Origin of the sequence: Pseudomonas hefeiensis, from assembly GCF_030687835.1 — a bacterium.
In the GTDB taxonomy this organism is placed as follows: Bacteria; Pseudomonadota; Gammaproteobacteria; order Pseudomonadales; family Pseudomonadaceae; genus Aquipseudomonas; species Aquipseudomonas hefeiensis.
The window spans coordinates 441,359-468,174 of sequence record NZ_CP117449.1 but is presented as its reverse complement, the minus strand read 5'-3'; the positions used below and the strand labels follow the sequence as shown (position 1 = coordinate 468,174).

Genomic DNA, 26,816 nt, shown 5'->3' with positions numbered 1-26,816 from the left:
AGCCCTTCGGTGGGCCGGGAAGTACTCGACCTACAGAGCCGCGTCGATTTTCCTGGCAGCGTCTTCGCTTACCCAGGCGTGCCAGACTTCAGGATGTTCCTTCAGGAAGATCTTCGCCAGTTTCGGCGACTCGATCCGCTCTTTGGCCATGCGGCCCAGGTTCTGGTTCAGGATGTCGATAGGCAGGTTGACCTTTTCCAGCACCGCCACCAGTTCAGGCGCTTCGTCGTGGAAGGTCTTGGACAGGCCCACCTTGATGCTCACGCTTTTGTCCACGCCCGGTTTTTCTTCCAGTTTCACCAGGTCTACCTGGCCCATGAGCGGGGTGGGCGACCAGTAGTAGAACAGGATCGGCTCGCCGCGCTTGTAGCTCGACAGCACCGCCGCATCCAGGGCCGGACCGGTGCCCGGACGGAAGTTGGTGTAGGTTTTTTCCAGACCATAGCTTTTGAGCATTTCGCTGTTGTCCAGCTCACAGGTCCAGCCGGCCGGGCAGTTGTAGAAGCGGCCCTTGGACGGCTCTTCCTGGTCCTTGAACACAGCGGCGTACTGACCCAGGTCAGCGATATTCTTCAGGCCCGGCGCCTTAGGTTCGAGCTTGCGCTTGGCGTCGCCCTCGATCACATAGCGCGGCACGTACCAGCCTTCGATAGCCCCCACCACCGGGGCACCGACGCCGACGACCTTGCCGGCCTTCTCGGCCTTGTTCCAGACTTCACTGCGACCGACCCATTCTTCGGCGAACACCTGGATGTCGTTGCTGCTCAAGGCATTTTCCATGGTGATCGAGTTGCCCGGCAGACTGTCGACCTTGCAGCCGTAGCCTTTTTCCAGCACCACTTGCATGACGTCGGTCAGCAACATGCCGCTTTCCCAGTTCAGGCCGGCGAATTTCACCGGTTTGCCCGACTCGCACCAACCCGCCGCTTGCGCGGCGCCGGCGCTGGCCAGCAGGCCCATGCAAAGCAATGTGGTCAGCAGGGTCTTGTTCGATTTCATTATGTGACGCTCCTACTCATTGAGTTTGGTCATTGAAATGGCTTACGGCAGTCAAGAGGCATCCAGCCCTTTCCACGTCCAATCAGGCCTGCGCCGCAGCGCGACCAGCCCCGCTTGTTATAGGTTGTGCAACGCAGGTTGGCTCAACCGGCAGAATCAGTTGATCGGGTACCGTGCCGTGCCATTTTTTCGCGCACAGGTAATACAGGGCTGCGGGAAGCACCAGACCGATGATCCAGGAAATATCCACACCACCCATGGCGTCCACCAGCGGACCGGTATAGAACTTGGTGGCGATGAACGGCAGTTGAACCAGTACGCCGAAGACATAGACGCTGATGCCGAGGGCGTTCCAGCGACCATAGCGACCGTTCGGGTCGGCCAGTGCCGGCACGTCATAGCGCTCGCGAGTAATGCAGTAGTAGTCCACCAGGTTGATCGCGCTCCAAGGCGTAAAGAACGCCAGCAAGAACAGGATGAAGGACTTGAACGCACCGAGGAACGAATGCTGACCGAGCAGCGCGATCAGGGTCGCAGCGCCGACGATGACCAGCACGAAGGCCAGACGCTGCAAGCGCGTTACGTTCAGGTGACCACGAAAACCGCTAATGATGGTCGCAATGCACATGAAGCTGCCGTAGGAGTTCAGCGTGGAGATGGTGACCTTGCCGAACGCGATGCTGAAGTACAGCAGCGCGGCGGTGGCGCCGGCCCCTCCCAGGCCAACGATGTAGGCCACTTCGTGACCCGCGAACTGCCCATTGGCCGAGGCTGCGGCAAATACGCCGAGGGTCATCGCCACCTGTGCACCAATAACCGAACCGGCGCCTGCGGCAAAAAAAGTTTTCGCTGAAGAAGTCTTGCTCGGCAGGTAACGCGAATAGTCTGCTACGTAGGGGCCAAAGGCGATCTGCCAGGATGCCGCGAGCGACACCGCAAGCAGAAAACTGCTCCAGCTGAAATGGCGGATTTGCAGGAGTGCGCCGACGTCTGTCTGGCTGATCAGGCGAGCGAACAGGTAAACAAAGGCAATCACACCAAGGATGCTGGCAACACGGCCAATGAAGTGAATCACCCGATAACCGAGCACCGTGACCAGCACGATGACACTGGCGAAAACGAGGATGCCGACACTGTCGCTGACGCCGAACAACTGGCCCAGCGCCTGGCCGGAGAGCACGGTTCCCGTTGCGGTGAAACCCAGGTACATCAGGCACACCAGTACGATCGGGATGGCCGCGCCATACACACCAAACTGCACCCGGCTGGAGATCATTTGCGGCAGGCCAAGCTTGGGCCCTTGCGCGGCATGCAATGCCATGACGCCACCGCCGAGCAGTTGGCCGATCAGCAAACCGATCAACGACCAGAACACATCACCGCCAAGCACCACCGCCAATGCACCGGTGACGATTGCAGTGATTTGCAGGTTGGCACCCATCCAGAGGGTGAACTGGCTCAACAGCCGACCATGTCTCTCCGCCTCCGGGATGTAGTCGATCGAACGTTTCTCGATCAACGGCTTGCTGCTTGCGCGTGTGCTGGTGACAGCCATGGTTCAACCTCTGTGGATTGTTCTGGGGTTACTGTAGAACTGCTTCCCTGTGGGAGCGGGCTTGCTCGCGAACGCGGTGTGTCATTCAACACATGTGTTGGATATAAAGCCGCCTTCGCGAGCAAGCCCGCTCCCACAGGGGAATTTGCGTTACTTGCCGGTGATCATCGGCAGGTTCAGCCCCTGTTCCTTGGCGCAATCAATGGCGATCTGGTAACCGGCATCGGCATGACGCATCACGCCAGTGGCCGGGTCGTTGTGCAGCACGCGGGCAATTCGCTCGGCCGCTTCGTCGGTGCCGTCGCAGACAATCACCATGCCCGAATGCTGGGAGAAGCCCATGCCGACGCCGCCGCCGTGGTGCAGCGAAACCCAGGTCGCGCCGCTGGCGGTGTTGAGCAAGGCGTTGAGCAGCGGCCAATCAGACACGGCATCGGAGCCATCCTGCATGGCTTCGGTCTCGCGGTTGGGGCTGGCCACGGAACCGGAGTCCAGGTGGTCGCGACCGATCACGATTGGGGCCGACAATTCGCCGCTGCGCACCATTTCGTTGAACGCCAGGCCCAGCTTGGCACGCTGGCCCAGGCCGACCCAGCAGATACGCGCCGGCAGACCCTGGAAGCTGATGCGCTCGCGGGCCATGTCCAGCCAGTTGTGCAGATGCGCGTCGTCGGGGATCAGTTCCTTGACCTTGGCGTCGGTCTTGTAAATGTCCTGTGGGTCACCCGACAGCGCGGCCCAACGGAACGGACCGATGCCACGGCAAAACAGCGGACGGATATACGCCGGCACGAACCCTGGGAAATCGAAGGCATTTTCGACGCCCTCTTCCTGGGCCATCTGGCGGATGTTGTTGCCGTAGTCGAAGGTCGGCACGCCCATTTTCTGGAAAGCCAGCATGGCTTTGACGTGGACGGCCATCGATTGCTTGGCCGCTTTGACCACGGCAGCCGGTTCAGTCTTGGCGCGGGCGCGGTATTCGTCCCAGGTCCAGCCGGCTGGCAGGTAACCGTTGAGCGGGTCGTGGGCGCTGGTCTGGTCGGTGACCATGTCCGGGCGCACACCGCGACGGACCATTTCCGGCAGGATCTCGGCGGCGTTACCACAGAGCGCGATGGAGATCGCCTTGCCTTCTGCGGTGTATTTCTCGATGCGGGCCAGGGCGTCGTCCAGGTCAGTGGCCTGTTCGTCGACATAACGAGTCTTGAGGCGGAAATCGATGCTCACCTGCTGGCATTCGATGTTCAGCGAGCAGGCGCCAGCCAGCGTCGCGGCCAACGGCTGCGCACCGCCCATGCCGCCCAGACCGGCGGTCAGGACCCAGCGCCCCTTGAGGTTGGCATCGTAATGCTGACGACCGGCCTCGACGAAGGTTTCATAGGTGCCTTGGACGATGCCCTGGCTGCCGATGTAGATCCAACTGCCGGCGGTCATCTGGCCATACATGGCCAGGCCCTTGGCGTCCAGTTCGTTGAAGTGTTCCCAACTGGCCCAGTGCGGCACCAGGTTGGAGTTGGCGATCAACACGCGAGGAGCGTTGCTGTGGGTCTTGAACACGCCCACCGGCTTGCCGGATTGCACCAGCAGGGTTTCGTCGTCATTGAGGTTGGTCAGGCTTTCGACGATCTTGTCGTAGCACTCCCAATTGCGCGCCGCGCGGCCGATGCCACCGTAAACCACCAGCTCCTTGGGGTTCTCGGCCACTTCCGGGTCGAGGTTGTTCATCAACATGCGCAGCGGCGCTTCGGTCAGCCAGCTCTTGGCGGTCAGGGTGTTACCGCGTGGAGCACGGATTTCAACGTCACGGTATTTTTCAGGTTTGCGGGTAGCGTCGGTCACAGCAAAAACTCCTCAGCGATCAATCCAGACCAGCCCAGGCAATGGGCGCGATTTCCAGGCACGTTACGTTGAGCGGCGGTGACTCATACGCATACGTCTTTACTTGTATGTACAAGCATATGCAATCAAGCGGCCAACTTGTTGAAGGCGCCCTTGGGAAAATCGTGAGTGTGGCTATAGGGCCCGTATCAGAAGGGCTCTAGCGGAAGATGAAATTTCTGAAGAGGTTTTTCTGGAGCTGGGAGAAAGGGCAATAAAGCGTGGCGTTGCGCCAGGCTGGGGCATTCGGTAACAAGTTGGTGCGCAGAAGAAACAGCAGGCAGGCACCTTGTGGCGAGGGGATTTATTTGTGGGAGCAAGGCTTGCCTTGCTCCCACAGGGTACTTAAGAAGCTGAAATTAGTGGGCCGTCAGCTCAATCACGCAGCATTGACCGTGGGTGGAGACATCTACCAACCCGGTGTTACCGCTCAGTTGCAAACAGTCGTAGAGGCCCAAGTCAACGGCGGACTCATCGATCTTGATAGCTAACCCCGGAGCGGCACTGAACACCAACACCGTCCCCGCCTCGCTGAAAAACCGCTGCTGGCCGCCCATCCACTGCAACCGTGCGCGGTAACGCTTTGGCGCGTAGATCAGGTTGAAGTCGCGAATCGCTCCGCCCAGCAAGGTGCACGTCACATGACTTTCGCCACTGAATGCAAAGGGATCCAGAGGGTGCAAAGAACGCGTGGCCTGACCATCGACCGTCAGCGTCATGCCGTCGCCCTGCAACACGCTGATGATTCGCTCGTACCCGGCAAAGGTCGAAAAGCCGCCCGACTCACCGATATCGGCGATCGACAGGCGCCAACCGAAACCGTCCAGGCCGGAGCCTGAATCCCGGGTAATTTCTTCGGTGCTGCCGCCGCCGTTTTTCCAGGGCATGCGTGGATAATCGGCGGCGCGCAGAACGTTCATCTGCTTGATCATTTATGAAAGCGTCCTTCCAGACGATGACGGGAACCGGGGTGAATCAGGCGCGCGGCGGTTACCGGCTGACGCCCCGACCAGGTGCGGCGGCGGATCAACAGGCACGGCTCGCCCCGCTCGATCTGCAGCAGCTTGCACTCGCTCGCTTCAGCGAGAATCGCTTCAACCACGTGCTCGCCTTCGGTCAGCGGCGCAACCTGGTTCAGGTAGGCGTAGGGCGTTTGCAGGGTGAAGTCCTGCTTGAGGTAGTCCGGTGCCACCAGGGCATTGACGAAACGGTCCTCGATTTGCACGGGGATGTCGTTTTCGAAATGCACGATCAGCGAGTGGAACACCTTCTGGCCTTCGCGCATGTCCAGGGCCAGGGCGCGCTCGGAACCGGCGGCTTCTTCCTCCAGGGTGATGACCTTGCACGTATGGCGATGGCCTCGGGACGCAATCTCGTCGGCAATGTTATGCACTTCGAACAACGCCGACTGGCTCTTGGGCTCGGCCACGAAGGTGCCGACGCCTTGCATGCGCACCAACAAGCCGTCGGCAGTCATCTCACGCAGGGCACGGTTGATGGTCATGCGACTGAAACCCAGTTGGCTGACCAGTTCGCTTTCCGACGGCACGCGGTAATGCGGCGGCCAGTTTCCACTGTCGATCTGCTGGGTGATCATCTGTTTGACGCGGGCGTACAAGGGCGCCGGACTGTCACCCATGTTTGCGGCCAGCGGCGGTTTGGCAGGCGGAGTCGGCACGGCGGTTCCTTGTTCTGCAAAAGAAGGGTGCTAGCTTGCCGGAGTTTACCGGGCAGGCAAACGTCTGTATATGTATATACAAATTACGCACGATGAGGTTGAACCATGTCCGCCTTCTTTGCCGAACGCGCACTGCTGCCTAATGGATGGGCCGATGATGTACGTTTTGAAGTCGATGCCTGCGGCGTCTTGACTCATATCCAGGCCAACTCCCAGGCAGACGGTGCCGAGCGGCTGGGCGGGCCACTGCTGCCTGGCATGCCGAACCTGCACTCCCACGCTTTTCAGCGGGCCATGGCCGGGCTGGCGGAAGTAGCGGGCAATCCCAATGACAGTTTCTGGACCTGGCGAGACCTGATGTACCGCCTCGTCGGCAAAATCAGCCCCGATCAGCTCGGCATCATCGCCCGACAGCTGTACATCGAAATGCTCAAGGCCGGTTACACCTCGGTCGCCGAATTCCATTATGTACACCACGACACCGACGGCACGCCTTACGCCGACCCGGCGGAACTGGCCCTGCGCATCAGCCAGGCCGCAAGCGCCGCCGGTATCGGCCTGACCCTGCTGCCGGTGCTCTACAGCCACGCAGGTTTCGGCGGCCAGGCCCCCAATGACGGGCAACGTCGATTCATCAACAGCACCGAAAACTACTTGAAACTTCAGTCACGCTTGCAGCCGATCCTGGCCGGACAACCGGCCCAGGCGCTGGGTTTGTGTTTCCACTCCCTGCGCGCCGTGACGCCCGGGCAAATCCAGGAAGTGCTCGCCGCCAGCGACCGCCATTGCCCGGTGCACATCCACATTGCCGAGCAGCAAAAGGAAGTCGACGACTGCTTGAGCTGGAGTGGCGCCCGTCCGCTGCAATGGCTGTACGAAAACACCGAGGTGGATCAGCGCTGGTGCCTGGTCCACGCCACCCACGCCAATGCTCACGAAGTCAGCCTCATGGCCAGGAGCCAAGCGATTGCCGGCCTGTGCCTGACCACCGAAGCCAACCTGGGCGACGGGATTTTCCCGGCCGTGGATTTCCTCGCCCAGGGCGGACGCCTGGGTATCGGTTCCGACAGCCATGTGTCCTTGAGCGTGGTGGAAGAGTTGCGTTGGCTGGAATACGGCCAGCGTCTGCGAGATCAGCGGCGCAACCGCTTGTATCGGGCGGATCAACCAATGGTCGGGCGCACCTTGTTCGATGCCGCGCTGGAAGGTGGAGCCCAGGCTTTGGGACAAGCGATCGGCGCCCTCGAAGTCGGCAAGCGCGCCGACTGGCTGGTGCTCGATGGCAACGATCCGTACCTGGCCACCGCCAAGGGCGATGGGATTCTCAATCGCTGGCTGTTTGCCGGCGGGGATCGTCAGGTGCGCGATGTGATGGTTGGAGGGCAATGGGTGGTGCGGGATGGCAGCCATGCCGAAGAAGAACAAAGCGCCCGAGCGTTCACTCAAGTCTTGCGCGAACTGTTGGGTTGACCACAAAAACCTGTGGGAGCGAGCCTGCTCGCGATGGCGGTCTATCAGTCAACATCCGTGTTGAATGTGACGACCTCATCGCGAGCGGGCTCGCTCCCACATTTGATCCCGGTGACTATCAATCCGAAGTCTTGGCCATCTGCCGATCCGACGCACGCCAGATCAACCGTGTCGTGTCGTAACCCTGCTGGCGTGCCTTGCTCAGCAGTTCTTCGCGCACAACGCCATTGACCGTCGGGGTACGGGACAGCAGCCACATGTAACGACGGCTCGGGTCACCGACGATGGCGGTCTTGTAGTCATCGCTGACATACAGGACCCAGTATTGCCCCTTCGCCACGCCCGGCACGATCCGCGAAAACCAGTTATCAAACTCGACCCAGAGCTTGTCGGTCTTGCCCGGCACTTGAGCCGTTGCGGTGCCCCTGGCTTCCTCCCACTGCCAGTCCGAGGTCAGGCAACGGTTGAACACATCCACCTCGCCGTCGGGCTTGAGGGTGTAGTGCGCTTCGGATTGCGCGCAGTTGCGCTGGAAGTACATCGGTAGACGGGCCAACTCGTACCAGGTCCCTTGGTAACGCTTGAGGTCGACGCTGTTGACAGTCTTTGGCGCCAACGGGTCTTCGCCAGAAGTGGCACAGCCAGCCAATACCAGGCCGGCAAAAAGCCCTAACAATAACCGCATCATTATTTTTCTCCCGCGGGCCGCTGGCCCCGGTTTACTTCAGGCCTTGGCCGGAAAACATCAACACTTTGTCACCGGCGTACTGCACGCTGATAAAGCTCTTCTGGTCGCCCCAGGTGCAACTGGACATGCCGAGCGCGCCCGAACAATCGGTCGGTTTCCCCAGTAACGTTTCGACTTCGGCCTTGGGCATGCCGGCAGACAGTTTCGAATAGTTTTCCTGGTTGACCTTGCTGCATGCCGTCAACAAGACGCACAAGGACAACAAGGCGATAGATCGCAGCGACATGGTGTAACTCCTGGAACGGAAGGGGGTGGCAGGGTGCCAACCAGAACCTTAGAAGAGAAAACCCCTATCTGGTTCCCCGACAGACCCAGTATTTGTTGGGGGTTGAGCAGGTGTTTCATGGGTGAATCAACCCGTTTGTGACGCCGTCGTGTATTTCGTCGGGGCTGTGCCGACCTTGAACAGCAAGCGGCGCGGTTAAAGCAGTTGGTGGGCAGTTTCCGGATCTAGCGCTTTCAAGGGCCCTTTCGCGAGCAAGCCCGCTCCCACAGTTGACCGCGCTCTACCAGGGAAACGCGATCGACTGTGGGAGCGGGCTTGCTCGCGAAGACGGCATCAGCGTCGCAGAAAATTCAGAACCTCGACCCAGGCCTGCCCAAGAATTCCTGTTCATCAGCCGTAGACTCACGCCCCAACACCGCATTGCGATGGGGAAAGCGCCCAAACCGCGCAATGATCTTCTGATGCCGCTCGGCGTAATCCAGGTTGTCTTCGAACACCGCCCGATCCGCCTCGGGCTGCTCGCGGGTCAGTTCGATGAAACGGGAAACCGCTTCATTCTGCACCGCCAGGTTTTCACAATGTTCGAGCACCAGGTAGATGAATACCCGCTGGATCGGTTCGAGTTGCCGGTCAAAGCCCGCCGCCATGCCTTGGGCCACCAGCGCTTGGGCACGCAGGTCACCGGAAAAAGCCTTGGGGGTGTCGCGAAAGATCATTCGCGGGAGCTGATCGAGCAACAGCACCAGGGCCAGCCAGCCTTCGGGGCGTTGCGCCCAGTCGGTCAATTCGCCGGCCAGTGCCTGCTCGACCTGATCGCCGAAGCGCTCGTGCGCCTGGCGATCATGGCGTTTGCCAAACCACAGCTTGCCTTTGTCAGCGGCTATTTCGTCCGGCGATTTGGCTGAGCCAAACCACCAATCGAGCAACGACTGCCAGGGCTGGGCCATGATTTATTCCTTGTGGTAGGCCGTGGCGCGGGCGACTTCTTCCTTCGAACCCAGGAACACCGCCACACGCTGGTGCAGGCCTTCAGGCTGGATGTCGAGAATACGCTGGTGACCGTCAGTGGAGGCACCGCCAGCCTGTTCCACCAGGAACGACATCGGGTTGGCTTCGTACATCAGGCGCAGTTTGCCCGGCTTGGACGGCTCGCGGCTGTCGCGCGGGTACATGAACAGACCGCCACGGGTCAGGATGCGGTGTACGTCGGCGACCATCGCGGCGACCCAGCGCATGTTGTAGTTCTTTTTCAGCGGACCTTCTTCACCGGCCAGCAATTCGCCAACGTAGCGTTGTACCGGGGCTTCCCAGTGACGCTGATTGGACATGTTGATGGCGAATTCCTGGGTGCTTTCCGGAATGGTGATGTCTTCGTGGGTCAGTACGAAGCTGCCCATCTCACGGTCCAGAGTGAAACCTTTGACGCCGTCGCCCAGGGTCAGCACCAACATGGTCTGCGGGCCGTAGATGGCATAACCGGCGGCTACCTGCTCGGTGCCTGGTTGCAGGAACGCCTTTTCATTCAAGGCTTCGTTTTGGCTCAGGTATTCGTTCGGGCAACGCAGTACCGAGAAGATGGTGCCCACCGGCGCGTTGATATCGATGTTCGACGAACCGTCCAGTGGGTCGAACACCAGCAGGTAAGCACCCTTGGGGTATTTGCCTGGAATCTGGTAGGCGTTGTCCATTTCCTCGGACGCCATGCCGGCCAGGTGACCGCCCCATTCGTTGGCTTCGAGCAGGATTTCGTTAGAGAGCACGTCGAGCTTTTTCTGCACTTCGCCCTGCACGTTTTCGGTACCCATGCTGCCCAGGACACCACCCAGGGCGCCTTTGGATACGGCGTGGCTGATCTCCTTGCATGCACGCGCCACCACTTCGATCAAAAAGCGCAGATCGGCAGGGGTGTTGTTGCTGCGGGTCTGCTCAATCAAATAGCGACTCAAGGTAACGCGGGACATGGACGGCTCCGAAGAATAGGGGGCGGAAAAACCTGCGCAGTTTAGCGCGAGTCGGGACTTAATTCCTCCTATGAGACGGGGAATGGAGGATTGAGTTCACGGGGTGGCGGTTGCTCGTGGATTTTGGGTGGCTGGAAGATCGCTTTCGCGAGCAAGCCCGCTCCCACATTGGAATGCGGACTCCTGTGGGAGCGGGCTTGCTCGCGAAGCAGGCGACTCGGTTTATCGGTTGCCCCAGGCTCAGGATTTGACCGGTGGCTTGCGCAGCAAGCTGAAGGCCATCGCCGCGAGGACCAGTACGCTGATCAGCAACACCGCCCACAAGCCGATTTTCTTCCAGCTGGTCTCGACAGTGGGTGTTGCGGCAGCCGGCGCCGAGGTCGTTCCGCCATTAGCCTTCGCCGTACCCAGCGTCGCCAGGCGTGACGGTTTGTAATCGGGCACCAGCGTGGCCAGTGGCAGGCTGGCCGCTTTCACCGTCGCATTGCCCAGTGCCAGGCTGTAGGGGCCCTCGCCCCGTGCCAGGAACACCACTTGGGTCGGGCGCACGGCAAAACGCAAGGCTGGCGCTTCGGCACCGAGGCCGCCGCCCCGTTCGTCCACCGTCAGCTTCAATTGCTGCACGGTCTGCCCCGACAGTTGCAGTTGGTTTTGCAGCACATCCTCGCCGTTCTGGGTCAGGCGATACAGCAAACCGCTGTTCAGTGTTTGCCACGGCTGGCTGCTTTCACGCCGTCCGGCCAGGGTCACCGGCGCCAGGCTGTTGGCCTGGTTCAGTTCGACCTGCACCTGCTCGACATTCAGCCCCATGGGCAACTGCCAGGTGTACTGCCCAGCCTTCGTGGTGCTGCCGGCCAAAGGCTGCGACCAGACCAACGGCAACGGCAGGCTTTCGCGACTGCCGCTCTGCAACTGGGCCGAGGTCAACACCGGCGCCGATGACGGCGATTGCCACAGCAACCGCAGATAACGCGCCGGTTGTCCTGGCAAGCTGACCTCATGCTGCTCCACTCGCTCATCGGCAAAGGTCAGCCGCGCCACTTGGCCTTCGCCCCACGCCTGCCACTGTTGCAAGTCGTCACTGGCTTCGATGGTGAAGCGCTGGAAGCCGTCGCGCTCGCTGGTCCAGTCGAGGATCAACTGCTGCAAGGGCGCCTTGATCGCACTGGCATCCAGCAGCCAGCCGCGCAGCTCCTCCTCCCCCGCTTCGAGCCTGCTGGACGGCTGCACCTGCACCAGCGTGCCGCTGGCGCTCGATTGCACCCGTACGCTGGGCGCGCGCTCGTTGTCATCGGCGGCGTTGTACAACGGGAACCACTTCACGTCGGTGGTGCGGTTTTCCCGGCTCTGGGCAGTCTCGCGAACCAAGGCATAGGCCTGGGCCTGCCCGGCGGCGTTGAACACCCGCAGGTCGCTCAGGTCGGTCTGTCGCGCTTGCAACTGAATCCCCAGGGGCAACGCCAGGCGATACCACGGCCCCTCGCCGCTCAAGGACAATGGCACCTGATGGGCGAAATCCGCCGGTTGTTCCTGGGCCGTCACCGACAAGGCCACCCACAACCCCGCCACGCCCAACCCGATCCGACTCAACTTGCGACTCAAGACGACACTCCCTCACTGACAGGTATTGGCGGCTCGGTCCGCGAGCCCCCTTCCGGGCGTTTTGGCGGCAGCGGCGCGAAGTAGCCCACTACCAACAGCAATACACCCACGCCGATAAACGACACAATCCGCGCCAGACCGCCACGGTTACTCAACTCGACAAAGAACAGCTTGGCCACCACCACGGCGATCAACGCCGCACCGATCAGCCACACCTCACGACGATGGCGCAGATGCCCACCGATCATCAGGCCCAGGGCAATCAGGGTCCAGACGATGGACAGCCCGGCCTGCACAAACATGGATTCGAGCAACGCCTCCAGCTCGAACGGCACACCGATCCAATGGTGAGCACTGCGCATCACCATGGCGGTGAAGAACGTGAACAGCGACACGCCAGCGATCAACTGGGCGACGTGTCCGGCATGACCCCATCGGATTGCCAGTTGCGACACCGCGCTGCGAGTCCATACGTAGACGCCAAACAAGGCGAACAGCAAGCCCAGCTCCAACGGGTTGAGCAGCGGCACATAGGGCAACGGTTCGGCACTGCCGTCGCTGAAAGTGTTGGCCAGCCAGAACCAGCCCAGCATCAACAGCGCCAGCGGCGCCGCCGCGTACACGCGATATTCGCGAGGGTAAGCCGAGACCGGCCATGGCCAGGTGCGCGGCGCGGCCATCAGCACCAGGTACAGGCTCGGCAGAATCGCCCAACCCAGCCAGCGCCAGGCGTTGTACTGCTCGGACAACAGCAGCAGGCCGTAACGCACCTCCAGCGCCAGCACACCGATCAGCAGCCAGCAACCGAGCACATGGGCGGTGCTGCACGCCCGGGCCGGCAGTATCGGCGCCAGGCGTTTCAGAGAAAGGAAATGTACGGCGAACACAGCGAACCAGGCCAGCCAGCCGAAATCCGCCGCCGGGTGATAACGGCTGTGCCCGGTCGCGACCAGCACGCAGCCCGCCACCAGAATCAGCAAGGTGCATAGCAACCCCATCGCCGGCCATTTCAAACGCAGCGCCAGCAATGTCCACAGCGCCACACTGATTGCCGCGACGATCAGCAACAAATGACCTTGCAGGTGCTGCGGTGCAAAGCGGAGCACTTCGCTGACCCACGCCAGCGCCCACCAGCCTGCGCCCCAGACCAGCAGCAACTCGGACAAACGCTGCAAGCTCAAGGCCTGGAATACCGCCGAAGGATGACCGCGCTGCAATCGCCATGCGCCCACCAGTGCCGCCAACCCCAGCACCAGCGGCGTCCAGAACCCGCTGTGAGCCAAGGGCCGCAGATCCTCGGCACTCAGTGGCCCGAGCAGCGCCGACCCGGCGGCAAGGAACGCCGCGCCGCCGATCAACTGCAACAGCAGGCCAAACACAAAACTCACGCGCTGCTTCAGGTACAGGCTCAGCCAGATGATCAACAGGCCGCTGGCCGCCCATACACCGCTCGCCGTTTGCCAGGGCAGGACGAAAAGCACGGCGAGGTTGATCAGCACCAACCCCGCCAGCAGCACCACCGACAACCCGCGCAGCAACCGCACATCGTTGCGTACCATGTCATCGCGCGCCGCCAGCAGCATGCCGCCAATCAGCGCCAAGCCAATCAGGGAGGCGCTGAGCAAACCGCTCCAGCCAGCGCTGAACACGGCTGTCGAATCCCCTTCGGCACCCTGCAAACGCAACAGGAACAGCGCGCCACCCAGCAACTGCACCGCGAACGCGGTAAACAGGAAGCTGCGCGATTGCAGGCGCAGGCCCGCGAACAGCGTCGCCAGACCGGCCAGGGCCCAGGCAATGGCGGTGCCGTGAGTGAACAAGAACAGCGGCGCCAGCAGATAGAGAAAGCTCAACCCCAGCACAGCCAGCACCGGCAGGCCCTGGCGCTCCCAACGTGTGGTGTGCTCAGGCGCGGTCTTGCGCAATTGGTAGAAACTGAACAGCAAGGCGCCACCCAGCATCAACGCGCCCAGCGGCGCGCCATCGATCAGGCTGCTGTCGCCCTGACGCAACTCGCTGACAAAGGCCAGCGCCGAGCCCAGTTGCAGCAGCAAGGCAAAAGCCCGGGCCAAAGGCCGCTGCTGACGCAGGCCCAACCAGAAAATCCCCGCACCTTCCACAGCCCATGCCGCCGCGGTCCACCGGGCGTCGAGGCCCAGGGGAATCGCCAGGCTGGCAAAAATCACCCCCAGAGCGAGGCAGGTTTCGGCCAACAGGACGGCGCGGCCACCCATCAATACCCGCGCCAGCCCCATGTAGATCATGCCCAGGGCCAAGGCGCTAAACGCAGCGGCGAACTCCAGATGCTGCACCAGCGCGAACTGCAAACCGAACCCCACCAGCGGCGGACCGAACAGCATCGTGCCGTCCACGTAGTCGCCCTTGCGGGCCGACCAGCGCAACAGCGCATCGCGGCTTTCGTCCTCGGGGCCATCGCCCATTTCCAGCAACTTGCGTCGGGTGAACAGCAAGCCGATCGCCAGGTACATCAGGAAGAAAACAATCAGGAACGGCTCGGTGCTCCAGAGCAGTTCTGGCCCATAAGAGCGCAAGCCCCAGGCAAAACCGATGCCGAAGGTGCCGACAAAACCAATCAGGTTGAGCAGACGCCAGGCCTTGAACCAGGCAATCGCCAGGATGCCGGCATTGAGCAGGATGAAGTAGCTGAACAGCGCGACATGGTTACCGCTGCCGGTGGACGTCAGGATCGGCGCGGCAAACCCGCCCAGCGCCGCTACCGCAGCAAGGCCGAGGGCATTTTGGCTCACCGCCAGAATCGCCGAGAACACCGTGACCGCCACCAGCAAGCCCAAGGCCGCTTTGGAGTCGAGCAGCGGATGCAGGCGCATGGCGGCGAACACGGTCAGGTACAGCACCGCGATCCCGGTGCCCTGCAACATCAGCGCGTAGTTGCTGTTGCGCTGGCGCAGCCACCAGCCCAGGCCTAGCAGGCCCAACGCACTGGCCGCGACGCCGGCATAACGCAACTCGATGGGCACGACCATGCCTTCCGTGGCATAGCGCAGCAGAAATGCCAAACCGAGGAACAACAGCACCACGCCGACCCGCAGCACGGTATTACCGCCAAACAGCCAGTTACGCGCGCCCGCGCCAAGGCACGCTCGAGCAGACTCGGATCACGAGGGACAGCCGGCTCCGATTGAACGGGTTTGGAGACGACCGGTGTAGGCCGCCATACGTCGTCGGGCAACGGCTGGCCGGTTTGTGCAGTCATCGCGGGAACAGCTTCAAGGTCCGGCGGCAGTTCCCAGACCAGCTCCGGTTCGGATTGGATTTCGGGCTCTGGAACCTGAGCCACGACGATCTCGGGCGATGGCGCAGGTTCGCCCGAGGCGGCGACAGTACTGCGCTCAAGCACGATCAGCCGCTGCTCCAGTGCGCTCAAGGCGCGCTGGGCCGTTTGCAACTGGTTCTGCTGTTCGGCGGCGTGAGCACCGAGGCGGCTGAGACGAATGCCCTGAGCAACGCCAAGGCCCAGCAACGCGCCTATCAGCGCATCGGCGAACGACTCATCCACCACCCAGCCGAGTGCCAGGCCCAACAGCGTTAAGATCCATTGCATGGTCGATATCCCTAAGCGGCCCTTTGCTGACGTAACCGGAGTGATGCGGTGTCTGCTTCAGTCTAGAGGAACCACACAAACCTTGTGGGAGCGGGCTTGCTCGCGAAGGCGGTGTGCCAGACAACATCAACATTGCCTGACACGCCGCCTTCGCGAGCAAGCCCGCTCCCACATGAGGTTACCGGTGTTTCCAATTACTGAACCCGGCCACACAGCCCGGCGAAACTGGCGCTTAGTATATCGACCAAGCCCAACCACCGTTGGGCTTCGCTCACATTTCCTGCAACTGCTACTCCAAGGCTTTCCAGATGTCGGTGGCGTATTCACGGATGGTCCGGTCGGAGGAAAACCAGCCCATGCGCGCCGTGTTGAGCACCGCCGAACGCCACCATTGCTGGGCGTCGTGCCAGCGCTCTTCGACCCTGGCCTGGGCATCCCAGTAAGCGTCGAAGTCGGCGCAGACCAGAAAGCGATCGTAATCCACCAGTGAATCGACAAGCCCGGTGTAACGCATCGGATCGTCTGGCGAAAACACTCCGCCGCGAATGGCCTGCAACACATCGTTGAGGCGATGAGACGCGGCAATGTCCGGCGCGGCGCTGAACTCGCCGTTCTGCTTGCGGGCCTCCACCTGCTCGGCCGTCAGGCCGAAGATGAACATGTGCTCACCGCCCACACGCTCATGCATCTCCACGTTGGCGCCGTCCATGGTGCCGATGGTCAGCGCACCGTTAAGACCGAACTTCATGTTACTGGTGCCTGACGCTTCAAAACCGGCCGTGGAAATCTGCTCGGAAAGGTCCGCCGCCGGGATGATGCTCTCGGCCAGGCTGACGTTGTAGTTGGGCAGGAACACCACTTTGAGCAGGCCGCGCACGGTCGGGTCGTTGTTCACCACGCGGGCAATATCGTTGGTCAGCTTGATGATCAACTTGGCCTGGTGATAACTGGCGGCGGCCTTGCCGGCGAAGATTTTCACCCGTGGCACCCAGTCCACTTCCGGTTCGGCGCGGATTGCCTGGTACAGCGCCACGGTGTGCATCAGGTTGAGCAACTGGCGCTTGTATTCATGGATCCGTTTGACCTGCACGTCGAACATCGCCGCCGGGTTCACGGCAACACCCAACCGCTCGTGAATCAGGTGCGCCAAGGCCTTTTTGCTGTGCAGGCGCTGTTCGGCGAACTGTTTGCGGAACGCCGGTTGATCAGCGAACGGCTCAAGCTCAATCAGGCGCTCCTCGGGGTTGTCGAGCACGCTCGGCCCCAGGGCATCGACCATCATCGAGGTCAATTCAGCGTTGGCCTGGAACAACCAGCGGCGGAAAGTGATGCCATTGGTCTTGTTGTTGATCCGTTCGGGGTAGAGCGTGTGCAGCTCGGAAAACACCGTGTTGCGCATCAATTGTGTGTGCAACGCCGATACGCCGTTGACACTGTGGGAACCGAGGAACGCGAGGTTGCCCATGCGCACCCGGCGGCCATTGTCTTCCTCAATCAGTGACACCGCGCGCAGCACGTCGAAATCGTGCACGCCCTTGGACCGCAGAGAATCGATGTGCTGGGCGTTGATCAGGTAGATGATCTGCATGTGCCGCGGCAACATGCGTTCCATCAGCCCCACCGGCCAGGTTTCCAGGGCTTCTGGCAACAGCGTGTGGTTGGTGTAGGAGAGCGTGTCCTGGGTGATCTGCCAGGCGGCGTCCCAGGCCACGTCGTAGACGTCCACCAATTGACGCATCAATTCGGCCACGGCGATGGACGGGTGGGTGTCGTTGAGCTGAATCGCCGCGTGATCACCCAGGGTCAACACCGAGGTGTGCATGTTGCGATGACGGCGCAACAAATCCTGCAATGAGGCGGCGACAAAGAAATACTCCTGGCGCAGGCGTAGTTCCTGGCCCGCCTCGGTGCTGTCGGCCGGGTACAGCACGCGGGAGATACTTTCGGCCCGGGCCACTTCCGCCACGGCGCCCAAATGGTCGCCGGCATTGAAACGCTCCAGGTGCAGCTCTTCCATGGCCCGGGCGCGCCACAGACGCAGGGTGTTGACGCTGGCACCGCGCCAACCCACCACGGGCGTGTCATAGGCGATGGCTCGCACGGTTTCGCCCGGGGACCACACTTGCTTGGTATTGCCGGAGGCGTCGGTCACGGTCTCGACGCTGCCGCCGAAGCCGATCGGGTAGACCACTTCAGGCCGCTCGAACTCCCAGGGGTTGCCGAAATCCAGCCAGTGTTCGGTTTGCTCCTGCTGCCAGCCATCGACGATCGCCTGGCGAAACAGGCCGTGTTCGTAACGAATGCCGTAGCCATGGCCGGCAATGCCCAGGGTGGACATGCTTTCCATGAAACATGCCGCCAACCGGCCGAGGCCGCCGTTGCCCAACGCCGCATCGGGTTCGAGCAGCCGAATGCGCTCCAGATCCACGCCCAGCTCGGTCAAGGCTTCGCGGGCGGTGTCCAGTAGACCGAGGTTGCTCAGGCTGTCATAGAGCAAGCGACCGATGAGAAATTCCAGGGAAAGGTAATAGACGCGTTTCTGGCCCTTGCGGTAGATCTGTCGCGTGTGGTCCATCCAGTGCTCGACCATATGGTCGCGGGCGGCCAGGGCAATGGCTTCGAACCAGTCGTGATCAAACGCATGATCCGGGTCCTTGCCAACGGCGTAAGTGAGTTTGGTCAACACGGCATCGCGAAATGCAGCCACTTCGGCTTCGCGAACAAGTGGTTCTTGAGTCATTGGTGAGACCTCGAACGAGCATGAAATTGTCTGAGCCTAGACGGTCTGACAGGCGCTACAGGCGCAGGTTCGTTGGTTTTTCCGCGGTGCCGGAGAATCGCCGCCAGGGAATTGCCATATGAGCGAATGAATGCAGGGGCCGTGCCGGTCCAGGAAAAGTTTTGCCGGGCTCGAAAAAAAACCGGCAGATGGTCGTTCAAAATTTCACCAGTCCCGGTATGATCGCGCGCCCTGATGCATGCTGGTAAACCTTGATGATGAAGCCCAACCTGATCGCCGCCGCGGAGATCGACCGAATCGATACCTGGGCCAAGTACTCCGCGCCAATGTGCGGTTCCTGCGTGTCGAGCTGCTGCACACTGCCGGTGGAGGTCAAGATCAAGGACCTGATCCGGATCGGCATCGTCGATGAGTTCGAGCTGGGCGACCCGCCGAAAAACATCGCCAAACGCCTGCAAAAGGAAGGGATCGTCGAGCGCTATAACCAGAAATCCGAAATCTTCACGCTCCAGCGCATGAGCAACAACGATTGCCTGTATCTGGATCGCAAGAGCCGGTTGTGCACCATTTACGAGAAACGCCCGGACACCTGCCGCAACCATCCGCGAGTCGGGCCGAGGCCGGGGTATTGCGCGTACAAGCCCAAGGAAGTGGTGCGCGAGCGTAATCCGCGGACGTTGGACAAGTTCTGATCAGCCGCTGACTCTTTAGTGCCTGAACCATTGTCATCGCGAGCAGGCTCGCTCCCACACTGGACTTATGCCGGACACAACATCTGTATCCGCTGAAAATCCACTGTGGGAGCGAGCCTGCTCGCGATAGGGCCCTAAGAAGTGACGCACAAATTCCAGGCATAAAAAAACGCCCCTGACCTCACAATCAGGGGCGTTTTTTTCAGCCATTAACTAAGTCGAAACTCAGTTACCGCTTTTCTTGGCAGCGCGGGTACGCTCGCTTTCGCCAAGGATCTTCTTACGCAGGCGAATCGACTTAGGCGTCACTTCGCACAGTTCGTCTTCCTGCACGAACTCCAGCGCTTGCTCCAGGGTGAACTTGACCGGCGGAACCAGGGCGATGGTTTCGTCTTTGCCCGAAGCACGCATGTTGTCGAGCTTCTTGCCCTTGGTCGGGTTCACGCCCAGGTCGTTGTCGCGGCTGTTGAGGCCGACGATTTGACCTTCGTAGATATCCTGGCCGTGCTCGACGAACAGCTTGCCGCGCGCTTGCAGGGTTTCCAGCGAGTAGGTCAGTGCCTTGCCGGTAGCAACCGATACCAGAACACCGTTCTGACGGCCGGACATGTCGCCGGACTTCATCACGTCGTAACGATCGAAGATCGAAGTCAGGATGCCGCCACCGGAGGTCAGGGTCAGGAATTCGTTACGGAAACCGATCAGGCCACGGGCCGGGATGTTGTACTCAAGGCGCACACGGCCCTTGCCATCCGGAACCATGTTGGTCAGGTCGCCCTTGCGCAGGCCCATTTGTTCCATGATCGCGCCCTGGGATTCTTCCGGCAGGTCGATGGTCACGTTTTCGTACGGTTCGTGCTTGACGCCGTCAACCATACGGATGATCACTTCAGGACGACCTACGCCCATTTCGAAGCCTTCGCGACGCATGGTTTCGATCAGAACCGAGAGGTGCAGCTCACCACGGCCGGAAACCTTGAACTTGTCGGCCGAGTCGCCTTCTTCAACGCGCAGTGCCACGTTGTAGAGCAGCTCCTTGTCCAGACGCTCCTTGATGTTACGGCTGGTCACGAACTTGCCTTCTTTACCGCAGAATGGCGAGTCGTTGACCTGGAAGGTCATGGAAACGGTTGGCTCGTCGACGGTCAACGGCTTCATCGCTTCGACGTTCAGTGGGTCGCACAGAGTGTCGGAGATGAACAGCTGCTCGAAGCCGCTGATGCAGACGATGTCGCCGGCAGCTGCCTCGTCAACGTCGATGCGGTGCAGGCCGTGGTGACCCATCAGCTTGAGGATACGACCGTTGCGCTTCTTGCCGTCGGCGTCGATAGCCACGACCGGAGTGTTCGGCTTGACGCGACCACGGGCGATGCGGCCAACACCGATCACACCCAGGAAGCTGTTGTAGTCCAGGGCCGAGATTTGCATCTGGAACGGACCGTCACGGTCGACTTTCGGCGCAGGTACGTCGTCGACGATCGACTGGTACAGCGGGGTCATGTCTTCGGCCATGTTGGTGTGGTCCAGACCGGCAATGCCGTTCAGGGCCGAGGCGTAGACGACTTTGAAGTCCAGCTGTTCTTCGGTGGCGCCCAGGTTGTCGAACAGGTCGAAAATCTGGTCCAGAACCCAGTCCGGACGCGCGCCTGGACGGTCAACCTTGTTGATGACCACGATCGGACGCAGGCCGGCTTCGAAAGCCTTCTTGGTCACGAAACGGGTTTGCGGCATAGGGCCGTCCTGGGCATCGACCAGCAGCAGCACGGAGTCGACCATCGACATTACGCGCTCTACTTCACCACCGAAGTCGGCGTGGCCCGGGGTGTCCACGATGTTGATGTGGTAGCCATTCCAGTTGATGGCGGTGTTTTTCGCCAGGATGGTAATACCGCGCTCTTTTTCCTGGTCGTTGGAGTCCATCACGCGCTCGTCGTTGAGCTCGTTGCGCTCCAGGGTGCCGGATTGACGCAAGAGTTTGTCTACCAGGGTGGTCTTACCATGGTCAACGTGAGCAATGATGGCGATGTTGCGTAGATTTTCGATCACTTGTGTATCTCGATCAGAGGATTCGGTGTGCTGACAGGTCGTGGCAGCGATTTACGTTGAGTCCGACAAAGCCGTTACAGCTTGCCGGCGGCGTCGGGGGGCCGGTGACGCAGGCCACAGGCAAACAGCCCCGGGCACTTAGCTCGGTCGATAAACGCGCACATTGGCATGCCCCTCACTGAGCAAATGGTGGGCATGCAGGCGACTCATCACGCCTTTGTCGCAATACAACAGGTACTGGCGAGTAGGGTCCAGTTCCTTGAAACGCGCGTTCACTGCATAGAACGGCATCGTTTGTACCTCGATACCGGCGACACTCAGCGGGTCGTCTTCAGCGTCATCCGGGTGACGGATGTCGATGATGATCTGACCGGCCAGCGCTTCGCCGACTTCTTCAATCTGTATGTCCTGGCCCAACTCATCGATCACCCGATCGATTGGTACCAGCCTGGCGTTTTCGAGCGCACGCTCGAGCACCGCCATGTCGAATTCTTTCTCTTCGTGCTCCACCCGCCCGCGCTTGGCCGCCGTCTTCGGATTGACCGAGATGACCCCGCAGTACTCCGGCATGTGCCGGGCAAACTCGGCGGTGCCGATTTCATTGGCCTGGTCGATGATGTCCTGCTTGTGGCTGGCGATCAGTGGGCGCAGCACCAGTTTTTCGGTCACGCAGTCGATCACTGACAGGTTCGGCAGCGTCTGGCTCGACACCTGCGAGATCGCCTCGCCGGTGACCAGCGCATCGATGTGCAACCGATCGGCGATGCTGGACGCGGCACGCAACATCATACGCTTCAAAATGACGCCCATATGACTGTTATCGACTTTGCCGAGAATCTCGCCCAAGACTTCCTCGAACGGTACGCTCACAAATAACACGCGTTGGGAGCTGCCATACTTCTTCCAGATGAAGTGCGCCACTTCCATTACGCCCAGTTCATGGGCGCGCCCGCCGAGATTGAAGAAGCAGAAATGGCTCATCAGCCCGCGACGCATGATCTGGTAGGCCGCGACCGTGGAATCGAAACCGCCGGACATCAACACCAGGGTCTGTTCCAGCGAACCCAGCGGATAACCGCCAATGCTGTCGTGCTGACTGTGGATCACGAACAACCGTTGGTCGCGAATTTCGATGCGCACTTCAATTTGCGGGTCTTTCAATGAAATTCCGGCGGCGCCGCATTGCTTGCGCAACTGGCTGCCGACGTATCTCTCCACGTCCATCGAGCTGAACGGGTGTTTGCCGGCGCGCTTGCAACGCACCGAGAAAATCTTGCCGGCCAGGGCATCACCGTAATGAAGCTTGCACTTGGCGAGAATGTCGTCGAAATCCCCCAGCGGGTATTCATCGACCTGCAGGAAATGCGCAATGCCCGGCATGCAGCTCAGGCGCTCGGTCATTTCCTTGAGGATCTTGGGTTCGCTGACGCGGGTTTCCAGCTCGAGGTTGTCCCACACGCCGTTCACCACCACAGCCGGGTCCAGATCGCGGAGCACGGCACGGATGTTCTTGGCCAACTGGCGGATGAAACGCATCCGTACCGGGCGGCTCTTGATGGTGATCTCGGGGAAGACTTTTACGATTAGTTTCATGAAAACAGCGCGCGAACGGCCAGCCGAAAAAGGGGGGCGCGGATTATAGCGGAAATTGCTCAAGGTTTAACCAGTTAATCTGCACTCGGTTTTCGGTGCACCAAAACAGGTCATAGATCACAAGCTGCGCCACATTGCAGTGCGCAATTGTTCGACAATCCGGGTTTCAAGGCTTGAAAAGCGTGGATTTGGTGCAAAAAACCCATGCTGGGGCACTGGCATGCAAATTGCTCCCTTGTGAGGCAGGTTGCCTTGGCAGAGTATTCGCGCCGGCATCACCCATATCTAAGGGCACACCATTACCCGCCCGAAGCCACCCGGAGGACATATGTCGAAGTCGGTTCAACTCATCAAAGATCATGACGTCAAGTGGATTGATCTGCGCTTCACTGACACCAAAGGCACTCAACATCACGTGACCATGCCGGCCCGTGATGCGCTGGACGACGAATTCTTTGAAATCGGGAAGATGTTCGACGGCTCCTCCATCTCTGGCTGGAAAGGCATCGAAGCCTCCGACATGATCCTGATGCCGGACGACGAAACTGCTGTCCTGGACCCGTTCACCGAAGAGCCGACCCTGATCCTGGTCTGCGACATCATCGAACCTTCGACCATGCAAGGCTATGACCGCGACCCACGCGCCATCGCCCACCGCGCCGAGGAATACCTGAAGTCTACCGGTATCGGCGACACCGCATTCTTCGGTCCTGAGCCTGAGTTCTTCATCTTCGACTCGGTCAAGTTCAAGTCCGACATCTCCGGTTCCATGTTCAAGATCTTCTCCGAACAGGGTTCGTGGATGTCCGACCAGGACGTGGAAGGCGGCAACAAAGGCCACCGTCCAGGCGTCAAAGGCGGCTACTTCCCGGTTCCACCGTTCGACTTCGACCACGAAATCCGTACCTCGATGTGCAACGCACTGGAAGAGATGGGCCAGACCGTCGAAGTTCACCACCACGAAGTGGCGACTGCCGGCCAGAACGAAATCGGCGTGAAATTCAACACGCTGGTCAAGAAGGCTGACGAAGTCCAGACCCTGAAGTACTGCGTACACAACGTTGCTGACGCCTACGGCCGCACCGCGACCTTCATGCCTAAGCCACTGTACGGCGACAACGGTTCGGGCATGCACGTGCACATGTCGATCTCCAAAGACGGCAAGAACACCTTCGCAGGCGAAGGTTATGCCGGCCTGTCGGACACCGCCCTGTACTTCATCGGCGGTATCATCAAGCACGGTAAGGCCCTGAACGGCTTCACCAACCCGTCGACCAACTCCTACAAGCGTCTGGTACCAGGCTTTGAAGCGCCGGTCATGCTGGCCTACTCGGCTCGCAACCGCTCCGCCTCGATCCGTATTCCTTACGTCAACAGCCCTAAGGCTCGCCGTATCGAAGCCCGCTTCCCGGATCCGGCTGCCAACCCGTACCTGGCCTTCGCCGCACTGATGATGGCCGGCCTGGACGGTATCCAGAACAAGATCCACCCTGGCGATGCCGCCGACAAAAACCTGTATGACCTGCCGCCTGAAGAGGCCAAGGAAATTCCACAGGTATGTGGCAGCCTCAAAGAAGCCCTGGAAGAACTGGACAAGGGCCGTGCGTTCCTGACCAAGGGCGGCGTATTCAGCGATGATTTCATCGACGCTTACATCGCACTGAAAAGCGAAGAAGAAATCAAGGTTCGCACCTTCGTACACCCACTGGAATATGAGCTGTACTACAGCTGCTGATCCGGTAGTGCCGCCCCACGCGGCGTGAACAAAGAGAGGCCTCCTTCGGGAGGCCTTTTTTATGGGCGCAAGTTACGTGCATGATTGTCTGCGCCCTCCACTGTTCGAAGACGAGATCACCCATGACTTCCCGCCTTTCACTCTGCCTTGCTCTGTCTGCCGCGTTGCTGGGCACCGCCGCCCAGGCCGCCACCGCACCCGCCACCCTCGCCCCGCTGCTGGGCACCATAGGCGAGCGCCTGACCATTGCCGACCAAGTCGCCTTGAGCAAATGGGACAGCCGCAAACCCGTGGAAGATCGCCAGCGCGAACGCGAGGTGATCACCGCCGCCGTCGCCCAGGCACCGGCTTACAAACTGAGCAGCGCAGCGGTAGAGGCGTTTTTTGCCGCGCAAATAGAAGCCAACAAACTGGTGCAATACGCGCACCTGTCCGACTGGCAACTGCAGGGCAAAGCCCCGGGCGCCCCGCGCCCGGACCTGATTGGGCAGATCCGCCCGCAACTGGATCAACTGCAAAAACGTCTACTGCAACAACTGGCCGACTTCAGCCCCTACCGCACCGACCCGCAATGCCCACAATGGCTGGCCCAGGCCACCCATACCGATAACGACCCGCTGCGGCAAATGGCCCTGGTTCGGGCGACCGCAGAGCTGTGTGTGCTCAAAAAAACCTGAGCCCACACATCTTTCCCCTGTGGCCGAGCCTGCTCGCGAAGAGACCGGCACATTCAGCACTCCAGTGACTGACACTCCGCTTTCGCGAGCAAGCCCGCTCCCACAGGGGGGCAGTGTCGAACCTGAAGGCTGCGGACGCCGCAACTCCAATGTGGGAGCGGGCTTGCTCGCGAAGGGGCCGGCACATCCAGCACTCCAGTGACTGACACTCCGCTTTCGCGAGCAAGCCCGCTCCCACAGGGGTCCAGTGTCGAGCCAGGAGGCTGCGGACGCCGCAACTCCAATGTGAAGCGGGCTTGCTCGCGAAGGGGCCGGCACAGCCAACATCTCAGTGACCGACAAACTGCCTTCGCGAGCAGGCTCGCTTGTATGTTTAGACTTGAAGGGGTGGGCGGGACTAAAAGCTCGATTCCGACTCTAGCCAGTACGGACCGTGGGAGACTTCTCGTCCCGCCCCTTCTACCCAAAGCGCCAATAAGGAATTCATCGGTAAAACCGACAATAGAGGCAAGCCAGCGCAAAGGTAGACCCCGACAAGCACCTAAACCCTAGCTCCGAGGATTCGCTATGACAATCCTTACCTCGCAGACGGTTGTTGGTATTGATATAGCCAAGGCCGAAGTTGTTGTTTATCGCTATGACCTGCAAACCACTGACACCATCAAGAATGACCGAACATCCCTCAAACGCTGGCTTAAAACGTTGCCCGCCCAAAGTGCTCTAGCCGTCGAAGCAACCAACATCTACCACCTGGACACCGTCGAGCTGGCTCATGCGATGGGGCATCAGGTCTATGTCGTGGATGCTTATCGGGTGAGCAATTATCGTCGCGGCATCGGCCAGCGGGCTAAGAACGATCCTTGTGATGCTCGTCTGCTGGCGCGGTATTTAACCAATGAACAGCACGAGTTGCGGCTCTGGAGCCCGCCACCGAAAGCCTACACGACGTTAAAAAGCCTGCTTCATAGGCGTGCGACGCTGGTCAAGAACCATACCGGCCTGATGTTGAGCTGGCACGATGAGCCTCTGTTAAAAAAAACGCTGGCCACTCAGCAAAAGGCGTTCGAACAGGCGATTCAGGCCATTCAGAAGTTGCTACGAAAAGTCAGCAAAGAAGCGGGAATTGAGGCGAATATCGGCCGCTGCAAAGCCATCGAGGGCGTTGGTGAACTGGTCGCTACTGGATTGGCGACGAGTTTCATGCGAGGTGATTTTGCGGACAGCGATGCATTTATCGCGTTTTTGGGGATGGACTTGAGGGTCGATGACTCCGGAAAAAAGAAGGGTCAACGGCACCTCACCAAGAAGGGCGATTCAGAGATACGCCGATTGGCTCATATCGCTGCAATGACAGCACGCCGCTCGCCTAGATGGAAGCCGTTCTACGAGTCATACCTGGCGAGAGGTTTCTCAAAAACCCAGGCATTGGTGGTGCTGGCCCGAAAGTTATGCCGGGTGGCATTTGCTTTGATGAAAAATCAGAGCGAGTACCAGCCGACACCTATGTTGCAGGGTTGCCCTGCAACATAGAATCTCCCACAGGGGGGAAGTGTCGAACCTGGAGGCTGCGGACACCGCAACTCCAATGTGGGAGAGGGCTTGCTCGCGAAGGGGCCGGCACAGCCAACATCTC

18 protein-coding genes and 1 pseudogene are annotated in these 26,816 nt (G+C 60.4%); 5 read left to right on the top strand and 14 right to left on the bottom strand.

The genetic code is table 11. The features are described from left to right. Window positions 1-30: 30 nt before the first annotated feature. From PSH57_RS02025 to hutC, 5 genes are all read right to left on the bottom strand, one after another. Complete coding sequence (locus tag PSH57_RS02025; RefSeq protein WP_305387501.1) at window positions 31-999, bottom strand: ABC transporter substrate-binding protein; 969 nt, start codon at window positions 997-999, stop codon at window positions 31-33. A gap of 82 nt (window positions 1,000-1,081) precedes the next feature. After that, window positions 1,082-2,554 (bottom strand): purine-cytosine permease family protein, encoded by a 1,473-nt coding sequence (locus PSH57_RS02020; RefSeq protein WP_305387499.1) that lies wholly within the window; start codon window positions 2,552-2,554, stop codon window positions 1,082-1,084. A 150-nt stretch (window positions 2,555-2,704) separates the two neighbouring features. Then, window positions 2,705-4,393, bottom strand: a complete 1,689-nt coding sequence (gene hutU / locus PSH57_RS02015; RefSeq protein ID WP_305387498.1) for a urocanate hydratase — start codon at window positions 4,391-4,393, stop codon at window positions 2,705-2,707. Between the two features lie 398 nt (window positions 4,394-4,791). Then, entirely contained in the window at window positions 4,792-5,364 is a 573-nt protein-coding gene (locus PSH57_RS02010) for a HutD/Ves family protein (RefSeq protein WP_422766067.1), read from the bottom strand. After that, window positions 5,361-6,071: a histidine utilization repressor gene (hutC, locus tag PSH57_RS02005; RefSeq protein ID WP_171061303.1), complete on the bottom strand. Its 711-nt coding sequence runs from the start codon at window positions 6,069-6,071 to the stop codon at window positions 5,361-5,363. Before hutC ends, PSH57_RS02010 begins: the two co-directional genes overlap by 4 nt. A gap of 144 nt (window positions 6,072-6,215) precedes the next feature. On the opposite strand from hutC, the gene PSH57_RS02000 reads away from it, so the two are divergent. Next, on the top strand, window positions 6,216-7,580 hold the full coding sequence (locus PSH57_RS02000; RefSeq protein WP_305387496.1) for a formimidoylglutamate deiminase: 1,365 nt from the start codon (window positions 6,216-6,218) through the stop codon (window positions 7,578-7,580). A 118-nt stretch (window positions 7,581-7,698) separates the two neighbouring features. Here PSH57_RS02000 and PSH57_RS01995 read toward each other — a convergent pair whose 3' ends face one another. The 7 genes and pseudogenes from PSH57_RS01995 to PSH57_RS01965 form a co-directional block, all read right to left on the bottom strand. Continuing rightward, the gene (locus PSH57_RS01995; RefSeq protein ID WP_305387494.1) at window positions 7,699-8,268 is read right to left on the bottom strand and encodes a lipocalin family protein; all 570 of its coding nucleotides are present in this window, start codon (window positions 8,266-8,268) and stop codon (window positions 7,699-7,701) included. A gap of 31 nt (window positions 8,269-8,299) precedes the next feature. After that, on the bottom strand, window positions 8,300-8,554 hold the full coding sequence (locus PSH57_RS01990; protein WP_025211369.1) for a hypothetical protein: 255 nt from the start codon (window positions 8,552-8,554) through the stop codon (window positions 8,300-8,302). Between the two features lie 350 nt (window positions 8,555-8,904). Continuing rightward, window positions 8,905-9,501, bottom strand: coding sequence for a DUF924 family protein (locus PSH57_RS01985; RefSeq protein ID WP_305387492.1), 597 nt, complete (start codon window positions 9,499-9,501; stop codon window positions 8,905-8,907). Window positions 9,502-9,504: 3 nt separating this feature from the next. Then, window positions 9,505-10,515, bottom strand: coding sequence for a class 1 fructose-bisphosphatase (locus tag PSH57_RS01980; protein WP_305416300.1), 1,011 nt, complete (start codon window positions 10,513-10,515; stop codon window positions 9,505-9,507). Between the two features lie 240 nt (window positions 10,516-10,755). Next, complete coding sequence (locus PSH57_RS01975; RefSeq protein WP_305416298.1) at window positions 10,756-12,117, bottom strand: DUF3999 domain-containing protein; 1,362 nt, start codon at window positions 12,115-12,117, stop codon at window positions 10,756-10,758. Continuing rightward, window positions 12,114-15,700: pseudogene (locus PSH57_RS01970) on the bottom strand (DUF2339 domain-containing protein). The gene PSH57_RS01975 and the pseudogene PSH57_RS01970 overlap by 4 nt, the downstream one beginning before the upstream one ends. A gap of 289 nt (window positions 15,701-15,989) precedes the next feature. Next, complete coding sequence (locus PSH57_RS01965) at window positions 15,990-18,440, bottom strand: glycogen/starch/alpha-glucan phosphorylase (RefSeq protein ID WP_305416296.1); 2,451 nt, start codon at window positions 18,438-18,440, stop codon at window positions 15,990-15,992. A gap of 254 nt (window positions 18,441-18,694) precedes the next feature. Between PSH57_RS01965 and PSH57_RS01960 the strand changes: the two genes are divergently transcribed. Beyond that, window positions 18,695-19,132, top strand: a complete 438-nt coding sequence (locus tag PSH57_RS01960) for a YkgJ family cysteine cluster protein (RefSeq protein WP_305387489.1) — start codon at window positions 18,695-18,697, stop codon at window positions 19,130-19,132. Between the two features lie 225 nt (window positions 19,133-19,357). On the opposite strand, the gene typA is transcribed toward PSH57_RS01960, so the two are convergent. Both typA and thiI read right to left on the bottom strand, forming a co-directional pair. After that, window positions 19,358-21,178, bottom strand: coding sequence for a translational GTPase TypA (typA, locus tag PSH57_RS01955; protein WP_305387487.1), 1,821 nt, complete (start codon window positions 21,176-21,178; stop codon window positions 19,358-19,360). Between the two features lie 138 nt (window positions 21,179-21,316). Continuing rightward, complete coding sequence (gene thiI / locus PSH57_RS01950; protein WP_305387484.1) at window positions 21,317-22,771, bottom strand: tRNA uracil 4-sulfurtransferase ThiI; 1,455 nt, start codon at window positions 22,769-22,771, stop codon at window positions 21,317-21,319. Window positions 22,772-23,099: 328 nt separating this feature from the next. Here thiI and glnA point away from each other — a divergent pair, with 328 nt between their 5' ends. From glnA to PSH57_RS01935, 3 genes are all read left to right on the top strand, one after another. Continuing rightward, window positions 23,100-24,506: a type I glutamate--ammonia ligase gene (glnA, locus tag PSH57_RS01945; protein WP_186638815.1), complete on the top strand. Its 1,407-nt coding sequence runs from the start codon at window positions 23,100-23,102 to the stop codon at window positions 24,504-24,506. A gap of 122 nt (window positions 24,507-24,628) precedes the next feature. Beyond that, on the top strand, window positions 24,629-25,183 hold the full coding sequence (locus PSH57_RS01940) for a chorismate mutase (protein WP_305387482.1): 555 nt from the start codon (window positions 24,629-24,631) through the stop codon (window positions 25,181-25,183). Window positions 25,184-25,750: 567 nt separating this feature from the next. Beyond that, window positions 25,751-26,713, top strand: a complete 963-nt coding sequence (locus tag PSH57_RS01935) for an IS110 family transposase (protein WP_305386055.1) — start codon at window positions 25,751-25,753, stop codon at window positions 26,711-26,713. Window positions 26,714-26,816: the final 103 nt, after the last annotated feature.